The sequence below is a fragment of the Streptosporangium sp. NPDC023825 genome, assembly GCF_040639575.1.
Classification (GTDB): domain Bacteria; phylum Actinomycetota; class Actinomycetes; order Streptosporangiales; family Streptosporangiaceae; genus Streptosporangium.
The window spans coordinates 125734-142416 of sequence record NZ_JBFAAE010000020.1 but is presented as its reverse complement, the minus strand read 5'-3'; the positions used below and the strand labels follow the sequence as shown (position 1 = coordinate 142416).

The 16683-nt window shown below is 71.5% G+C and carries 13 protein-coding genes; 6 read left to right on the top strand and 7 right to left on the bottom strand.

The window, feature by feature from the left end; genetic code table 11:
- Positions 1–164: 164 nt before the first annotated feature.
- Entirely contained in the window at positions 165–308 is a 144-nt protein-coding gene (locus tag AB0G15_RS19650; protein WP_362687695.1) for a hypothetical protein, read from the bottom strand.
- A gap of 858 nt (positions 309–1166) precedes the next feature.
- Here AB0G15_RS19650 and AB0G15_RS19645 point away from each other — a divergent pair.
- On the top strand, positions 1167–2438 hold the full coding sequence (locus AB0G15_RS19645) for an ADP-ribosylglycohydrolase family protein (RefSeq protein ID WP_362841486.1): 1272 nt from the start codon (positions 1167–1169) through the stop codon (positions 2436–2438).
- Between the two features lie 51 nt (positions 2439–2489).
- On the opposite strand, the gene AB0G15_RS19640 is transcribed toward AB0G15_RS19645, so the two are convergent.
- Entirely contained in the window at positions 2490–3818 is a 1329-nt protein-coding gene (locus AB0G15_RS19640) for an ATP-binding protein (RefSeq protein ID WP_362841483.1), read from the bottom strand.
- Positions 3815–4723, bottom strand: coding sequence for a hypothetical protein (locus AB0G15_RS19635; protein WP_362841480.1), 909 nt, complete (start codon positions 4721–4723; stop codon positions 3815–3817). Before AB0G15_RS19635 ends, AB0G15_RS19640 begins: the two co-directional genes overlap by 4 nt.
- A gap of 761 nt (positions 4724–5484) precedes the next feature.
- Here AB0G15_RS19635 and AB0G15_RS19630 point away from each other — a divergent pair.
- Positions 5485–6330, top strand: a complete 846-nt coding sequence (locus tag AB0G15_RS19630) for a helix-turn-helix transcriptional regulator (protein WP_362841477.1) — start codon at positions 5485–5487, stop codon at positions 6328–6330.
- A gap of 336 nt (positions 6331–6666) precedes the next feature.
- Here the strand turns inward: AB0G15_RS19630 and AB0G15_RS19625 are convergent, their stop codons facing one another.
- On the bottom strand, positions 6667–6828 hold the full coding sequence (locus AB0G15_RS19625; RefSeq protein ID WP_362841474.1) for a hypothetical protein: 162 nt from the start codon (positions 6826–6828) through the stop codon (positions 6667–6669).
- 273 nt (positions 6829–7101) lie between these two features.
- Between AB0G15_RS19625 and AB0G15_RS19620 the strand changes: the two genes are divergently transcribed.
- A complete protein-coding gene (locus AB0G15_RS19620) occupies positions 7102–9624 on the top strand; it encodes a DUF4132 domain-containing protein (RefSeq protein ID WP_362841471.1) in 2523 nt (840 codons plus the stop codon).
- Between the two features lie 76 nt (positions 9625–9700).
- Here AB0G15_RS19620 and AB0G15_RS19615 read toward each other — a convergent pair whose 3' ends face one another.
- The 3 genes from AB0G15_RS19615 to AB0G15_RS19605 form a co-directional block, all read right to left on the bottom strand.
- The gene (locus AB0G15_RS19615) at positions 9701–10855 is read right to left on the bottom strand and encodes a hypothetical protein (RefSeq protein WP_362841468.1); all 1155 of its coding nucleotides are present in this window, start codon (positions 10853–10855) and stop codon (positions 9701–9703) included.
- Positions 10852–12378 carry a hypothetical protein gene (locus AB0G15_RS19610; protein WP_362841465.1) on the bottom strand — a complete coding sequence of 509 codons (1527 nt, stop codon included), beginning with the start codon at positions 12376–12378 and terminating at the stop codon, positions 10852–10854. Before AB0G15_RS19610 ends, AB0G15_RS19615 begins: the two co-directional genes overlap by 4 nt.
- A gap of 248 nt (positions 12379–12626) precedes the next feature.
- Positions 12627–14774: an MMPL family transporter gene (locus AB0G15_RS19605; protein WP_362841461.1), complete on the bottom strand. Its 2148-nt coding sequence runs from the start codon at positions 14772–14774 to the stop codon at positions 12627–12629.
- 69 nt (positions 14775–14843) lie between these two features.
- Here AB0G15_RS19605 and AB0G15_RS19600 point away from each other — a divergent pair, with 69 nt between their 5' ends.
- The 3 genes from AB0G15_RS19600 (at position 14844) to AB0G15_RS19590 (ending at position 16602) form a co-directional block, all read left to right on the top strand.
- Complete coding sequence (locus AB0G15_RS19600) at positions 14844–15314, top strand: MarR family transcriptional regulator (RefSeq protein WP_362841458.1); 471 nt, start codon at positions 14844–14846, stop codon at positions 15312–15314.
- A 121-nt stretch (positions 15315–15435) separates the two neighbouring features.
- Positions 15436–15792: a nucleotide pyrophosphohydrolase gene (locus AB0G15_RS19595; protein WP_362841455.1), complete on the top strand. Its 357-nt coding sequence runs from the start codon at positions 15436–15438 to the stop codon at positions 15790–15792.
- Positions 15793–15954: 162 nt separating this feature from the next.
- Entirely contained in the window at positions 15955–16602 is a 648-nt protein-coding gene (locus AB0G15_RS19590; RefSeq protein ID WP_362841452.1) for a hypothetical protein, read from the top strand.
- Positions 16603–16683 lie beyond the last annotated feature (81 nt).

The window sequence follows — 16683 nt, the reverse complement described above, 5'->3', positions numbered from 1 at the left end:
GCGACCGGACGGGAGCGCGGCCGGACGGGAGCGCGGCCGGACGGGAGCGCGGCCGGACGGGAGCGCGGCCGGACGGGAGCGCGGCCGGACGGGAGCGCGGCCGGACGGGAGTGTCGAAACCCCTCGTCCGGCCGCTTCACGCGACGCCGGTTTCCGCCGGTGAGCTACTCGCCGGGGTCCATCCAGTGGCTGTCGCAGTCGGGCTTGGTAACCTGATCATGCAGATCGATCGCCGCGGCCGGCGTGGCGCTCGCGCCCAGCAACCCGGCCACCATCAGCGCCAGCAACCCCGTCTTGATCTTCTTCATCTTTCTCCTTGATCGTCAACAGATCGGTGCCATACCCCGCAGGCGTTGGTGATCGATAGCAAATCACGAGCGCCAGGTGTCGCGTATGGGATCTCGCTGTTGAACTTCTCCCCCTTCAGGTCGTTATCGCCCTTCCCCTGGCGAAGGCCTACGGCCGGGTGAAAGACCGGTTCCGCCGGCCTGGGCACCGGACCTCGGCCCACCCGCCGCTCGACGCTGAGCGGCGGCTGCTCCCCGCCGGCGATCAGTGCTCGATGCCCGGCCGCCGGTGCCGGACGTCCGGCGCGAGCGGGCCCGCGCAGAAGTGACCGGCACCCCTCGGTGGAGCCGCGATGACCCCGTACAACCCCGTTGCCGGTGTCAGGCCGCAACAGCCCCCGTAGCCGCTACGGCGACGACCCCGGCGCGATGTGACCCACCCGACGTCGTTCCCGGCCGGTGGCCCACCCGGGGTTCCGGGCGGTTCCCCGACCGGCGGGAAGCGAGACGACAGGCATGGGTGCGACCGGCTGACCGGCCGTACCCATGCCGCCCCGGTGTCGTGTCGTTGGTTCCCACTGCGGACGACCATCTCCACCTCGCACAGCTCGGATGCCGCCTGCGGACGGCATCGACGCTGGTCAACGCCAAGATAGACAAATCCGGTTTCACGTCGGTTTCACGTCACCCCCTCCGACCGGACCCGGGCACCCCGGTCCCCGCCCGGCTCTCGTGACCGGTCCATCGCGAGTACCTCCGGTCCCCCGAACGCGGTCACCTGGACAATGCGCATATCGACCACTTTCTCTCGGTGTCCTCGCGCACAGTCTCAAACCTGAAGTTATGTTGATGTCAACCGGCAACGAAAGGATCGTGCCCGTGCGTCCTCCCGTCCATGACCTGCCGGACCGTCTCGGCCGCGTGAGAGGCTGCCTGCTGGGCGGCGCGCTCGGCGACGCGCTGGGGGCTCCCGTCGAGTTCGAGTCGATCAAAAGGATCCGCAGGCAGCACGGGCCCGATGGGCTGACCGGCCTGGTCCCCGACTGGCGCGGCAAGGTCGGCCTGATCACCGACGACACGCAGATGACGCTGTTCACCGTGGAGGGGCTGATCCGCGGCGGTGACGTCGCCGCCGTCCGGCGCGCCTACCTGCGCTGGCTGGACACCCAGCAGCACCGCTCCCCGCCGCCCGCCGACCTCGCGCACGACCGCACCGCCACCCGGCCGGCGCCCACCTCCTCCTCCCCGACCGCGAACGATCGCCCGACGAACGACCGTCCGGCGCGCGATCCCGCTCCGGCCCTCTCCGCGAACGACCCGGTCCGCTCCGGCCTGCTGCGCGAACAGGAATGGCTCTACTCCCAGCGGGCCCCGGGGAACGCCTGCCTGTCGGGCCTGCGCGGCCGCCGTACCGCCGCCCCCGCCCCGTTCGGCGAGCCCGGACCGGTCAACCCTGATTCCAAGGGCTGCGGGACGGTCATGCGCTCGGCCTCCTTCGGCCTGGCCGCGCGCAGCGCCCGCCACGCCTTCGACCTGGCCGCCGAGTGCGCCCAGATCACCCACGGCCACCCCACCGGCTACCTCGCCGCCGGCGCCTTCGCCGCCATCGTCCACTTCCTGACGGAGAACGAGTCCCCGGCGGAGAACGGCTTCCTGACGGAGAACGAGCCCGGCGGGGCGGTCGGGTCCTCGAAGCCGGACGAGACGCTCGCGCGGGCCGTACGGAAGGCGATGGACCTGCTGGCGACGTACCCCTCGCACGAGGAGACCAGCCTGGCTCTGCGCGGCGCCGTGTCCCTCGCGGCGCGGGGCGGCCCGACACCGGAGAAGGTGGAGTCGCTGGGCGGCGCGTGGGTCGCCGAGGAGGCACTCGCCATCGCGGTCTACTGCGCCCTGACCCACCCCGCGCCCGGCGACGTCGGACGGGCGCTGCTGCTCGCGGTCAACCACTCCGGCGACAGCGACTCCACCGGCGCCGTCTGCGGCAACCTCCTGGGCACCCTCCACGGTGAGGCGGCGCTCCCCGCCGACTGGCTCGCGCACCTTGAGGGCCGGGACGCCATCACCGAGCTGGCCGACGATCTCGCGGCCTGGGCGGCCGGGAACCACGAGATCACCGAAGCCTGGCTCAGGAAGTACCCCGGCGCCTGACCTCTGGGCTTCCCCGGTGGTGAGCCTGCGTCCGGCCGATGACGAGGACGCCTACCGCGTGCTGAGCGGGAGACGGAGGACGAAGCGCGCTCCGCCCGAGGACGCGTCCTCGACGTGGAGGGTGCCGTGGTGGGCGCGGGCGATGTCGCGGGCGATGGCCAGGCCGAGCCCGGTGCCGCCGCGGTCGCGGCTGCGGGCGGTGTCCAGCCGGGCGAAGCGCTGGAAGATGTGCTCGCGCTCCGCCGGAGGCACGCCCATGCCGTCGTCGGTGACGCTGAGCTCGGCTGTGCTTCCGTCGCGGCGCACTGTGACCACCACGTCGTGCGTGGCGTGCCGTTGCGCGTTGTCCAGCAGGTTGTCCAGCACCCGGCCGATCTGTTCCGGGACGGCGTCGGCCGTCATGCCGGCGGTGAGGTCGAGCCGTGCCGGGTGCGGATCGCCGGTGCGGCGTGCGGTTCCGGCCTCGGCCAGTACGGCCAGGTCGACGGGCTCCAGGGCGGCGGGCGGTGCCGCTCCGATCCGGGCCAGCATGAGGAGGTCGCTGATGATGGCCTGCAGCCGGTCCACATCGCACAGGGAGTGTTTCACCAGGTCGGCGAGGTCGGTCTCGTCGGGGTGAAGTTGCGCCTCCTCCAGCTTGACCCGTAGCCCGGCCAGTGGGGTGCGCAGTTCGTGCGAGGCATCGGTGGTGAAGCATCGCTGGCGGTCGAGCGCCTGCTGCAACGACGCGGTGACGCGCTCCAGCTCTGCGGATATCGCGCACTCGCGGGTGTAGTGGCGGGCGTTGTCGACGCACACCGCGGCGCGGCCGACCAGTTCCTCGGCCAGGGCGAGGTCGTCCTCCTCGAACGCGTCCTTGCTCGTGGCGCGGTAGAAGCTCACCACCCCGAGCGTGACGCTCCGGGCTCGCACCGGCACCGTGATGAGCGAGTGGATGCCCTGCTCACAGATTCTCCGGCCGCGCTCGGGATCCTGTGCCAGCCACCCGAAGGCGGTGGACAGCACCGGGTCGAGCACCGGCTGCTCGGTGGCGAGGCTGCGCCCCTGCGGCGTGGACGGGAGCGGGTGGATGAGCGCGCCGAGCTGGTACAGAGCGGTCCCCTCCCCGATGCCCGCGAAGGCGACCCTGCGCAGCCCCGCGTCCATGTTTGCGGGCTCGTCGCCCCGCAGGACGCAGTCGGCCAGGTCGACGGCGACATAGTCGGCGAACCGGGGGACGGCGACCTGGGCCAGTTCCTCGGCGGTCCGGGTGACTTCCAGGGTGGTGCCGATGCAGGAGCCCGCGTCGCACAGCAAGCTGAGTCGCTCACGCGCCCGCAGGGCGAGCCGGCCGATGCCCGGCTCGCTCATGGCGAGCAGCCACTCGTCGGTTCCGGTCACCTTCCTCCCCCGTTCGACCGGGCCTCCTGGCCGTCGGTGAGCCTCGCCTTCACCGCTATGGCGGTGGAACCGATGATCGACTGGGCCACGAGCGTGGCGGTGCGGCCGTCCGAGAGGACCATCTTCACCACCGCCGCCCGGCCCTGCGCGACCAGTCTCACGGCGGCGTCCTCCAGGGCGCGCCGATCACAGCGGCACAGGTCCAGGGGCGTGGAAGCCGTCGCGACGCCTCCTTCGGGCGCCCGGAGGAACTCCTCCATCAGGGCCCGCTCGTGCTCGACCACCATTTCGAACAATCGCCGCTCGACGGCGGCGGCCAATCGCCGGGCCAGGACCATCATCTCCGCGTTGGCCGTGTCCTTCAGGCAGACGACGCTGATGGCCCCGTTCATCCGCCCGCTGAGCGGGTGGCGTATCGGGGCGCCCACGCCGGTGAGCCCGCGCAGTTCCTCCGCGAAGTGCTCATTGCCGGTGACCTGGCGGATCCGCCGTTCCACCAGCGCCGAGCCAAAGGCGCTGGTGCCCATGTCCGCCTCGGCGAAGTGGAACCCGGGCGCGGCGCCGACCGCGTCCATGGTCCGGCGCAGGGCCGGGTCGCCCTCGTTACGCAGGAACAGGACCCCCTTCGCATCGCCCAGGAACATGGTCACGGGGGTGTCCTTGATGACGGTACGCATCCGCTCGAACACGGGCCGGGCCGCGCGCACCACTCCGCAGTCAAAATCAAGATCACCAGACAGGCGCGGCCTCACGGCGCCGGGCGTGAGTCCCGCCTCCTGGCACCGCCGCCATGATTGCAGGGTCGCGGCGCGTACCTCGTTCCCCGTGAGCTTCCCGTCCAGGAACCACTCCACGAGCTTCTCGTCGGGCCCTCCCCCGTCGTCCCAGCTATCTGCCATTGCCATCCTGCCCACTCCAAAAACATCCATACGGTGAGCTTTATGTACCTTTCATCCAGAATACGGAGGAAACACATATCTAATCCCATAGCGCGGCAAAGAAATGTCAGGCCCTGGCCTTCCTCGGCGGAGGTCGCCATCTCCGTGCCCCCTAGGATGCGAGTGCCACCGGAATGAGCCTTGCCCCAAGGCCGGGTAATGAGTGCCACCGGAATGGGCCTTTCCCCAAGGCCGGGTAATAAAGGGCCTCGTGGCGCTGTCAAGTACGTCGGCATCTGGTAAAGATCCGCACCGTGGCCGTCAGGTCCTGTTGAGATCTCGTACTTGCCGTCCACCGCCGCGGCCGGAACCTCCTTTCCCGCGGAGTCGATGACACAGCGCACCAGGTCGGGCTTGAGCAGCACCCGCCGCCCGTGGTCCAGGCGGTGGCGGCGGTCCTGCGACTCCGTGCGGCCACCGGACGGGCGGAACCATCGGGGTCCCGTCGCTGCCGTGGCGCCCGGGTCCGCGGGTCCTGATCTTCGGGTGGGTCCTGGCGTACCGCGAGGTGATCATGTTGAGGGCGGTCTCGGAGGAGGCGTACGCCAGGGCGGGGGGGCGTATGCCAGGGCGGGAGGCGTACGCCAGGGGGAACGCCTGTCTCGCCCTCCTCCGGGCGGGGGGCGGTCCCGGAGAGGGCGTCCTCCCCTGTCAGGCAGGGCGTACCGGGCCGTGGATGGGACAGGCGGTACCAGGCTGTACCTCGAGAAACCTCGCATACTGGGTAAATGACCGAAAGCGCAGAACTGGGCCCCGCGCTGCGGCACTGGCGCGACCGGGTCGCCCCGGCCGCGGTCGGGCTGCCCGGCGGCGGGCCGCGCCGCGCGGCGGGCCTGCGGCGCGAGGAGCTGGCGATGCTCGCGGGGGTGTCGGCCGACTACATCACCCGCCTCGAACAGGGCCGGGCGACCTCCCCGTCCGCGCATGTCCTCACCGCGCTGGCGCGGGCGCTGCGGCTGTCCACCCAGGAACGCGAGCACCTGTTCCTCCTCGCGGGGCAGCCGCCGCCCACCGCCGGGCGCATGTCCACCCACATCACCCCGAGCGTGCATCGGCTGCTCGACCAGCTGGACGGCACACCCCTCAGCGTCGGCGACGCCTCCTGGAACCTGATCAGCTGGAACCGGCCGTGGGCCGCGCTCTTCGGGGACCCCTCCCTGCTGGTCGGGCGCGACCGCAACCCGATCTGGCGCCACTTCACGGGTCTCCCGGGGCGTGTGAGCCACACCCCGGAGCAGGAGATCCGCTTCGAGACGGTCGCGGTCGCCGATCTCCGGTCGGCGACCGCCCTCTACCCCGCCGACACCGATCTGCGCTCGCTCGTCACCGACCTGAGGAACGCCAGCCCGCGCTTCGCCGAGCTGTGGGACAGCCACGTCGTCGGCGTCCACGAGTCGGACCGCAAGACCGTCCACCACCCCGACGTCGGCCCGCTCACGCTCGACTGCGACGTGCTCACCGTGCCCGGCAGCGACCTCCGCATCATCGTCTACAGCGCCGCCCCCGGCACCGAGGCCGCCGACAAGCTGAAACTCCTCACCGTCATCGGCACCCAGACCATGCGGCCGTCCTGACCCCTTCGACGAAGACCTGATCGACCGTCTCGCGCGGCGAAGCCGACGGACGCCCGCCGCGCAGGGGAAGCGTCACGGCCGACGTACCGGGGCACGGGGCGTGAAGGGTTTCGCGGCGGCCGGCTTTCGCCGTCTTGGGACGTGGCCGGCACTGACACATGCCGGGACGCACACCGACCTGGTCAGGTGTAGCCGTGGCGCTTGGATGGTGTTTCATCGCTATGCTCGCAATAGCCGACTGACTGACCAAAAACTGGGCGTTTCCTCGGCTTTTCTGAATGAAGCATCATATTAATCATCCGAGGGGCAGAAATTGACCCCGGTTTACCCTGTGCCTCACACCGGTACGATCGCGTCGGCGGCAGCGAGAACCCCGGGAGATGATGCACGGCGAGACTCGGCGTCCACCGCGACTTCTTCCGGGCCTTTCTCAAGCTCGAAAAATCGGTTCAGGACCAGACCATCGAGGTGTTCTCGAAATTCCAGCAGGCGACCCACACCGGGCTGCACCCGGAGCCGGTGGCAAAGGCCCGCGATCCCCGGCCGCACAGGATGCTCCCTCACGTACTCCTCGACACGTTCCCCGACCTTCCCCTGCCCACGGTCACGGCCCGCAGGAGCTCCCGGTGACCCCGGTAGGCGTCGTTGCACCGGGCCTCGGCGCCCCGGTGGAGGATCAGGCCGTCTTCCCCCTGTCTCCCACACCGCGGCCGGAATTTGTCGGAGCCGGTTGGTAGTCATGGCGCTACCCCCTCTTCCTGGAGACGACCGTTGACCTCTGACATGGGCCTTCTCGGCGAGCTCTCCCCCGAGCAGCTCGGCCGGCTCGGCGACCTCGACCGGACCCGCGCGGACGTGTTCGCCCGGCTCGACGAGCTCTACGCTCTCGACAAGCTCGACGTTCCGGAACACTCCTGGCCCGCGCCGATGCTCGCTGACACGGTCGTCGCCGCGCTCGGGCCCGATCTCGGCGACGCGCAGTGGCGCGCGCTGGGAGTGTGGGCGCAGTTGCGGATGAGCGTGTCCCGCGACCACGACCACCGCCCCGACCCCGCGCTGCTGGCCCTGCGGGTCGCCGAGCGGGAACCCGCCTGGACCGGCGACGAGATCGAGTTGCTCTGGCGGGCGGCGGCCGAACCTCTCCGGCACCGTTACAGCTACCAGTCCTCGCTGGTCATCCCGTGGGCGGCCACCCAGAAGCTCTCTCCCGGGGAGCAACGCCGCCATCTTCCCTGGATGCGCCGGATCCAGGAGATCATGACCGGCGCCCGGTGGCACTCCCGCTCGTCGCTCAAGCACGACCTGGACATCTTCCTGGCCGGGCACGCCGAGAACGACCCCGTGATGGTCACCACCTGCCTGACCGGCGGTGGCGACGGTTTCGCCGTCCTGATGGCCGCCGAGTACGGCTCGCGCCTCGGCGACCCGCGGATGACCCCCCTGATGCGCCACTGGATGACCGCCACCTCGGCGCGTCCCAGCCCCGCCTGGCTCAAGCAGGCCGCCGCCCTGCTCACGCCGGAGGCCGCCGTGCTCGTCCGGGAGGTCCTGGACCGCGTCCCCGCCCACCGGGAGGTGACGACCCGGCACCGGAACGGCGACCACGAGTGGACCACGACGACCTATCTCCACGAGCGCACCGCCACGCCGCTGCGCGGCATGGTGTGGACGTGCGAGCTGATCGACGAGCCCTGGGTCGTCCCGCTGCTCGGGGAGGTGGCGCTGGCGGCGGGCATCGGGATCGGCGGGTCCGGCCCCAACTCGCGCTGCGAGATGCTCGTCAACGCCGCCCTGCTCGTGCTGGCCGGACGCGGCGGCCTGGAGGTGGTGGCCCCGCTCGCCCGGATGCAGACCAAGGTCAGGAAGAAGTCGATCCTGGCGAGGGTGGCGCGGACGCTGGACGAGGTCGCCGCACAGGCCGGACTCGGCCGCGAGCAGTTGCTCGACCGGACCGTGCCGGCGTTCGGGCTCGGCCCGGACGGCGTACGGGAGGAGAAGGCGGGCGACCACGTCATCCGGCTGGCGCTGGACGAGGCGGGCACACCGCTGCTGACCTTTCTCACTCCAGCTGGCAGATCAGCCAGATCAGCCCCGAAAGCGGTCAGGGAGAGCCACGGCGGGCTGCTCGCCGACTTCCGGAACACGCTCAAGGAGATCCGGAAGACGCTGCCCGCCGAGCGGTTCCGCGTCGAGCGGGCGCTCGCCGAGGACCGGCTCTGGCGCTGGAGCGAGGTCGAGGAGTTCTTCCTCGACCATCCCGTCACCGGTGTCCACGGCAGGCGGCTGATCTGGCAGATCCTGCAGGGCCCCGCCGGGACACCGGTCAGGACCGCCGGCGGCTGGGAGCTCACCGATCCGGCCGGCCGCCGGATCCAGCCCCGCGCCGACACCCCGATGCTGCTCTGGCACCCCATCAGGGAAACCGTCGAGGAGGTCCGCGGCCGGCGCGACCACCTCCTGGAGACCGGGCTGCGGCAGCCGTTCAAGCAGGCCTTCCGCGAGGTCTACCTGCTCACCCCGGCCGAGGAGCGGTCCGGGACGCTCTCCAACCGCTTCGCCGGGCACAGGCTGCGGTACGGCCAGGCCAAGGCGCTGCTGTCCGAACGCGGCTGGACCGGACTCTCGCTCGGCCACTGGGACGGAGCGGGCGGCTCGGGGCAGGGCGAGGCCGTCAAGGACGTCCCCGGCTGGCAGGCGCGCTGGGACATGCACCTGCCCTGGGATTCCTGGGAGACGGACCGCCACGGCGACTCGGCCTCGTTCTGCCTCAGCGGGCCGATCCGGTTCCGCCGCACCGGCGAGGAGTCGCCGCAGGAGGAGTTCCACGGGCCGGCGCCGCTGACCGAGGTGCCCCCGCTGGTGCTGTCGGAGGCCATGCGCGACGCCGACCTCGCCGTCGGCGTCTCCTCCGTCGGCCTCGACCCGCAGGGGCAGGGCGACTACTGGCACTCCTACAACTTCGGCGACCTCACCGAGACCGCCGAGATCCGCCGCGACGCCCTGACCCGGCTGCTCCCCCGGCTGCGCATCGCCGACCGGGCCGAGCTCACCGACCGCTTCCTACGGGTCCGCGGCGACCTGCGCACCTACCGGATCCACCTGGGCTCGGGCAACATCCTGATGGAGCCCAACGACGCCTACCTGTGCATCGTCCCGGGTGTCACGCCCGACCAGGTATTCCTGCCGTTCGAGGAGGAGGGCGGCATGCTGTCGGTCATCGTCTCCAAGGCGCTCCTGCTGGCCGGCGACGCCGCCATCACCGACCCGTCCATCGCCCGGCAGATCAGGGCCTGACCGCAGGCCCGCCGGGGGACACGACAGGCCGGCGGCCTCCCGGGGCATGCCGGTGACCTCACGAAACCCTGTGTGGTCACCGGCGACCGCGGCGGGCCTGGGCGCGGTAGTGGTCGAGGACGTCCTGGCGAAGGAGGTGGCCGAAGCCCGCGGCCTCGATGCGCAGGCCGAGCTGGGGCTCGGTCACGCCGAGCGCGGCGGCGGTGGCGGCCACGTTCCAGTCGCCGGCGGCGAGACTGGTCAGCAGATGACCGCGCCGGACCTGGTTCTCCGACAGGCGGAACGTCTTGAGGTACGCGAGCCGGCCGGCGCCGTCGGTGATGAGCTCGCCGAGGTGGTTCTCCCGCTGCCGTTCGAAGGGCGGCAGGAAGCGGGACAGGCGGTAGTCGCCCATCTCGTGGACGCGCTGGTAGGTGTAGTCGGCGCCCAGCAGCGCGCCCGCCATGACCTGGTCGTGGAAGGCCGCCCACTCGTCCCGCTGCCGGCGGGCCTGCGCGCGCAGGTCGGCGAGCGAGCGCACCGTCGCGTCCGCGATGCGGGCCCGGAAATCGGGCACCGGCCCGCCGTACATCGCGTAGTGGTGGATCAGCTCGCCGTACAGGTCGTGGACGAGGGTGGTGTGCAGGGCGCGGTAGTCGTCGGGGTGCGGCACCACGAACGCGGCGGCGAGCGCGTCCGCGACGTAGAGGAGAACGCCGCACTGGCCGCGGTGGATCTCGAAGACGCGAAGGGCGTACTCCAGGCCGCTGACCGCGGCGCCCACGTACGCCTCCTCGACACGGGGCGAGAGCCCCTGGCTGATCGCGCGGTGCGACCACTCCTCCCACGCGATCTCCGGCCCGCCGAAGTGCAGCGCCAGATACCCTTCGAGCGCCAGGTGCAGGGGCAGGAAGCGCAGCCGGTTCCTGCCGACCCGGCGGGCCATCCGGCGGTGGAACCGCAGCGGCATCCGGCTGGGCGTGCGCTCACGTTCCTGCGGCCCCCGCAGCTGGGTTCCGTACGCCGCGGCGGGGGTGCCGTCAGGCGTCCAGCTCGCCACGAACCCGTGCGGGATGTAGGAGAGGTACGAGGTCCGCGCGTCCACCGCGACGACGCCGAACTCCGCGTCGTAGAGCCGGGCGTCGAGCCTCAGGTCCTCGATCGGCTCCTCGCGGACCAGCGGGACGAGCCGTACGCCACCCCACGCCTGGGCGGGGCGGGTGGAGAGCCCGGTGAGGGCGAGATCCGTCACGCGTCCTCCCGCAGGAACGCCTCGACGCGGCGCGCCAGGTGGGCGCGCAGCTCGAAGAGCCCGGTGCGTCCCTCCGCGAACCGGGCCAGCTCCACCAGGGCGACCAGGTTCTCGGCGTCGCGGATCCCGGCGGTCGGGACGGTGGGCGCCAGCCGCCGTACGTCGAAGTCGGCGGCGTCGTACACCGGGTTGAGGTGCACGACGGCGCAGGTGTGGTCCGGGTCGAGCCGGGTGCGCCAGATCCGCAGCACCTCTCCGGCGAGCCCCGGCGGTGAGTTGTCCCATCCGTCGGAGACGATGACGAGACGCTCTGGTCCGCGTTCGAGTCCGTCGAGGACGCGCTCGCCGAGCGGTGTCGCCCCGTACGGACGGGCGAGCAGCGCGTCCGTGCGGCCCGACAGCCACAGCGGCGTGTACGCGGAGGCCAGCGCCTCCAGCAGGAAGTGGCAGGCGAGCGCGACGGCGAGCGGCCGGCGGCGCTTGTGCCCCGAGCCGTACGCGGAGAAGCTGTCGTCGAGGACGGCGGCCACCGCGCCCCAGCGCCCTGCCTGGTCGCCCGCGGTCCGGCGGGCGGCCGCGCGCAGCGCCTCCGTCAGCTCGGCGCGGCGGCGCACGCGATCGTCCAGGGAGAGGGCGAGCACGTACGACGCCAGCCGGGTCAGCGGCATCGTGGTGAGGTCGGCCCGCACCGCGCCGGCCCCCAGGCTCCGCGCCGACTCCTGCAGCCGCAGCCGCTCCAGCCGGGTCAGCTGGGGCGCGATGCGCTCCAGGAAGGTGGCGCGTGCGATGCGGTGCTTCGCCGCGAACCCCTCCGCGACCGTGTAGGGCAGCTTGTACAGCGCGGCCTGCTCGTAGTGGGCCCGCCGCCAGGTCTCCAGGATCGGTGTGGTGTAGGCGGCCGGCCGGTGCGGGGTGAACAGGAACGGCCCCAGCTCCCCCTCCGGCCTCAGGTGGGCGTGGCGGACGGCGTCCTTGACGGCGCCGCGGTACTTCACCGCGTCGAACGCGCGGTCGGGGCGGGCGGCCAGCCAGTCCCGCATGATCGCCCTGGTGCGCCGGTTGTTGACCTTGGCCCGGCGCAGCTCGCGGAACAACCTGTACACCCGGGGCGGCGGCAGCAGGGCCAGCCGCCGGGCGATCAGGCGTCCCTCGGCCCGGCGCTGCTCCCGGTCCGCCTCCCCCGCCGTGACCAGCAGGTTCCTGGCGATCAGCGCGGCGTTGTGGTCGTTGACGTCCAGGGCGAGGGTGGCCGCGTACAGGTCGCGGTAGTTGCCCAGCAGGTAGCGGTGCAGGAAGTCCAGCGAGAGGCCCTGCTCGTCGGCACCGGAGTGGAACTCGCGCTGGCCGGTGGAGGTGATCGCCGCGTTCACGAACAGCAGGACGTCCTCGGCGGCGATCAGGTCCGCAACGGTCTCGACGTGAGTTTCGATCGCCGCCTCCGGGGTGGTGTGCGGGGTCGGCCGGGAGTGAGGGCACGAGCTTGTACGGGGTCTTGTACGGGGTCGGCCGGGGAATGGGGGCACGAGCTGCGAATCATCGCTTCAAAGGCGGGTCCCGGAAGTCGCGCCGGAGTCCCGCGGCCGACTCCGGAAGGCTAGCACCGGCATATCGCCTTCTTCCGCCCTATTTCCCACCGCCCGGGCCGGAGGTCACATCTTTGCCACAGCCCGGACCGGGGGTCGCCTCTTTCCCACCGGCCCAGGCCGGGTGTCGCCTCTTTCCCGCAGCCCGGACCGGGGGCCACCTCTTTCCCACCGGCCCGGGCCAGGGGTCACCTCGACGCCCCGGTCAGTTCCCGGGACTCCCGCCCCGCCTCGGCACGGCCCAGGCGGCTGGGCCACCAGGCCCGCGCGCCCAGGTCCCGTACCAGCGCCGGGACCAGCAGGGATCGCACCACCAGGGTGTCGAGCAGGACGCCGAAGGCGACGATGAAGGCGATCTGCACGAGGAAGGCCAGGGGGATCACCACCAGCGCGGCGAAGGTGGCGGCGAGCACGACGCCCGCCGAGGTGATCACCCCGCCGGTGGTGACCAGCCCGCGCAGCAACCCCTCCCGCGCCCCGTGGTGCGCGGTCTCCTCGCGCACCCTGGACATGAGGAAGATGTTGTAGTCCACCCCCAGCGCGACCAGGAAGACGAAGCCGTACAGCGGCACGGACGCGTCGACGCCGGTGAAGCCGAACACGTGCGTGAAGACCAGCGTGGAGACGCCGAGGGTGGCCAGGAAGTTCAGTGCCACGGTGACCACCAGGAGCACGGGCGTCACCAGCGAGCGCAGCAGGGCGATCAGGATGAGCAGGATGATCGCCAGGACGACCGGGACGATGAGCAGCGTGTCGTTCCTCGCGGTCTCCGTCGTGTCGTACCGCTGGGCGCTGTAACCGCCGACCAGGACACCGTCCTCGGAAGCGAGCGCGGCGCGCAGGCGCCGGACCGTGTCCTGGGCGGCGTCGCCGTCCGGCGCGTCGTCCAGCGTCGCCTCCACCAGCGCGAGCCTGTCGACGACCTTGGGGGGGTCGCCCGGCCGCCCGCTCCGGGTCACCGCCGCGGCGTCGGACACGCCCTCGACGCTACCGGCCGTCTCCGCCACGGCCGCGGCACGCCCGGCGGGGACGACGATGACCGCGGGCTGCCCCGAGCCGCCGGGGAAGTGCTCGCTCAGCGTCGCCTGCGCCGCCACCGACGGCGCGTCGTTCACGAAGGTCTCGTCCAGCGGCACCCCTCTGGCGTTCAGCTGCGGCGCGAGGAGGGCGAAACCGACGAGAGGCAGGACGGTGGCGATCCAGAGCCGGCGCGGACGGCGGTCGACCAGGGTGGCCACCCGGCTCCAGATCCCGCGGCCCTCGGCGCCGGCCGCGTCGGTCGCGCCGGTCGCGTCGGCCGGGCGCGGCTTCGCCGGCCACAGGGCGGCGCGGCCCAGCAGGACGAGGGCGGCGGGCAGGAAGGTGAGCGCGCTGAGGGCGGCGCACGCGATGCCGATGGCGCCCACCGGGCCGAGCGCGCGGTTGTTGGTCAGGCCGCTGAGCAGCAGCGCGAGCAGGGCCAGGGCCACCGTGGCGGCACTGGCGACGATCGGCTCGAACGAGCGCCGCAGCGCGACGCGGCCCGCGGTGAAGCGGTCGCCGGTCGTGGCCAGTTCCTCCCGGAAGCGGGCGGTCAGCAGCAACGCGTAGTCGGTGGCCGCGCCGATGACCAGGATGAACAGGATGCCCTGCACCTGGCCGTCGACCCGGACGATGTCGCGGTCGGCCAGGAAGTACACCACGGCGCACGCGAGGCCGAGCGCGAAGACCGCGCCGCCGATGATGACGAGCGGCAGCAGAACGCTCCGGTACACCGCGAGCAGGATGATCAGGACGGTGATCAGCGCCACCCCGAGGAGTAGTCCGTCGATCCCGGCGAAGGCGTCGGACAGGTCGGCCCGGGTGGCCGCCGGCCCCGCCAGCCGAGCCCGCAGGCCGTCGACCGCCACCGCCGAGCCGATCCGGTCCAGGGTCTCCCCGAGCGAGTCCTCGACGTCGGGGCCGAGCTGGACCACGCCCTGCAGCGCCCGGCCGTCGTCCGACGGGATGGAGGGCGTGGGCGTCCCGACGACGCCCTCGGTGCCGCGCAGCGAGGCGAGCGCCCGGGTCGCCGCGGCGCTCTGCTCGGGAGTGACGTCCTTGCCGTCCTTGCCGTCCTTGCCGTCCTCGCCGTCCGCGGTCCACACCACGATGAGCGGCTGCGTCGCGTCCTCGCGGAACCGCTCCTGCACCTCCAGGACGCGGGTCGACTCCGCGCTCTGCGGCAGGAACGCGGCCTGGTCGTTGGTGGACACCTCGGTGAGCTTGCCGGCGAACGGCCCCAGCCCTCCTCCGACGGCCAGCCAGACCAGCACCAGCAGCGCCGGGACGAGCCAGCGGATCGGTCGCCGCGCCATGAGATCACCTTCCCACATTTAACTCAACCATTAAGTATCTCAATGATTGAGTTAAAGTAGCATGGCGATATGAACGGCGACAACGAGGAGGGCATCGACCTCCTGTCCTTCGCGGTGCGACTGCGACGGATGACCGCCGAGTTCAACCGCATCGCCCACGAGTTCGCCCACGAGCACGGGCTGCACCCCACCGACGTCCAGGCCCTGATGAAGATCTTCGACGCCCCGTCGCCGATCACGCCGAGCCGGCTGCGGGAGGAGCTGAACCTCACTTCTGGCGCCGTCACCGCGTGCCTCGACAGGCTGGAGCGGGCCGGGCACATCCGCCGGGTCCGCGACCTGCACGACCGGCGCGTGGTCCACCTCCACTACCTCGGCGCGGCGCAGGAACTCGCCGCGGTCTTCTTCCGTCCGCTCGGCCGCAGCACGGACAACGTCCTGCGGCGTTTCGGCCCGGAGGAGCTGCGCGCCGCGGCCGCCTTCCTCGACGCCATGAACGAGGAACTCGAAGCGTTGCGGGCCGCGCCGGGTTCCGGCTGATCCCGCCTTCGAGGGTGTGGGCCGAACGGTCACAGCTCTGGCACGACGAGCTCGCCGAGGTGACCCCCGCCCCGTACGAGTTGCCGGTGGCGTCGATCATCGTTGCCGGTAGTTTGCTCTCATGACAGAGCTTGAGGAGCTGGCCGGAAAACTTCGGCGGTTCGCCGAGGTCAGGGACTGGGAGAGGTTTCACACGCCGAAGAACCTGGCCATGGCTCTGGCCGGCGAGGTCGGCGAGTTGCTCGCGGAGCTCCAGTGGCTGACGCCCGAGGAGGCCGCGAGCGTCATGGACGACCCCGAGGCCGCCGAGCGCCTCAGATCCGAGGTGGCCGACGTCATGATCTATCTGACCCGGCTCGCCGACGTGCTGGGGATCGACCTCGTCGAGGCGGCCTGCACCAAGCTCGACCAGAGCGACCGGCGCTATGACGCGGAGACCTACCGGGGGTCGGCCAGGAAGGCCCCGCCGCTCGCCTGATTTTGTCGGATGATCGCTGTAATGTGCCTGGCGTAGTGATGCGGCCCGACGGGCTTCCGCTCATCGTCTGAGCGCGGACACGCCCCCATACCGCACGAGTCTCTCGTGCTGCCTGGGGGTAGGTCCGTGACGGCATTTCGGCATTCCGCCGAAAGTCTGGCCATGCTCGCCACCGATGGTTCGGTTCCCGAACGACGGTTGAGCGAAGTCATCGCCGAGCACCTCCGAAGGACCGCGCGCATCAATCCCCCCGACGCCGAGCGCAGGTCCTGGGACCGCAGCCTCCCCGTCCTGGCCCGCGACCTGGTCGACGCCGGGCTCGGCGCCGTCGAGATGCTGGTCGAGTACCAGCTCCCGCTGACCAGCAAGCGCGCCGACGTGGTCCTCGCCGGGGTCGACCGCCGCACGGGCGGTGACGCGTACGTGGTGGTGGAGCTGAAGCAGTGGAGCCAGGCCGAGCTGTTCGAGGGCGATCCCAAACTCGTGCTCGTCGAAGGCGTGTCCGGCGGTCCCCGGCTGCACCCGGTGCTCCAGGTCGAGAACTACTGCGAATACATCGCCGACTTCGTCGCGGTCTTGGAGGGGCGGAATGACGCGCTCAGAGGCGTGGCCTACCTGCACAACGCGGCCGACCTCGACGTCGAGGACCTCTACGGGGAGGTGCTGAGCGAGCAGAGCCGCATGTTCACCAGGAGCCGTCGCGGAGCCTTCCTCGACTATCTCCGCGAGCGGTTCGCCTCCGATTCGGGCGCGGGCGCGGCCGACCGGTTGCTCACCAGCGCCGTCCGGCCCTCCAAGCCATCGCGATAAGTTACCCCCATCCGCCACTCGGAATGAGTTTCCAATCCATACCGCGACAAGGGAGTACGGGCGGCGTAACACACATGACCG

Coding starts and splice junctions, on each gene's coding strand:
- AB0G15_RS19650 (WP_362687695.1), bottom strand. CDS start 308: ATGAAGAAGATCAAGACGGGGTTGCTGGCGCTGATGGTGGCCGGGTTG.
- AB0G15_RS19635 (WP_362841480.1), bottom strand. CDS start 4,723: ATGGCAATGGCAGATAGCTGGGACGACGGGGGAGGGCCCGACGAGAAG.
- AB0G15_RS19630 (WP_362841477.1), top strand. CDS start 5,485: ATGACCGAAAGCGCAGAACTGGGCCCCGCGCTGCGGCACTGGCGCGAC.
- AB0G15_RS19605 (WP_362841461.1), bottom strand. CDS start 14,774: ATGGCGCGGCGACCGATCCGCTGGCTCGTCCCGGCGCTGCTGGTGCTG.
- AB0G15_RS19600 (WP_362841458.1), top strand. CDS start 14,844: ATGAACGGCGACAACGAGGAGGGCATCGACCTCCTGTCCTTCGCGGTG.
- AB0G15_RS19595 (WP_362841455.1), top strand. CDS start 15,436: ATGACAGAGCTTGAGGAGCTGGCCGGAAAACTTCGGCGGTTCGCCGAG.
- AB0G15_RS19590 (WP_362841452.1), top strand. CDS start 15,955: ATGCTCGCCACCGATGGTTCGGTTCCCGAACGACGGTTGAGCGAAGTC.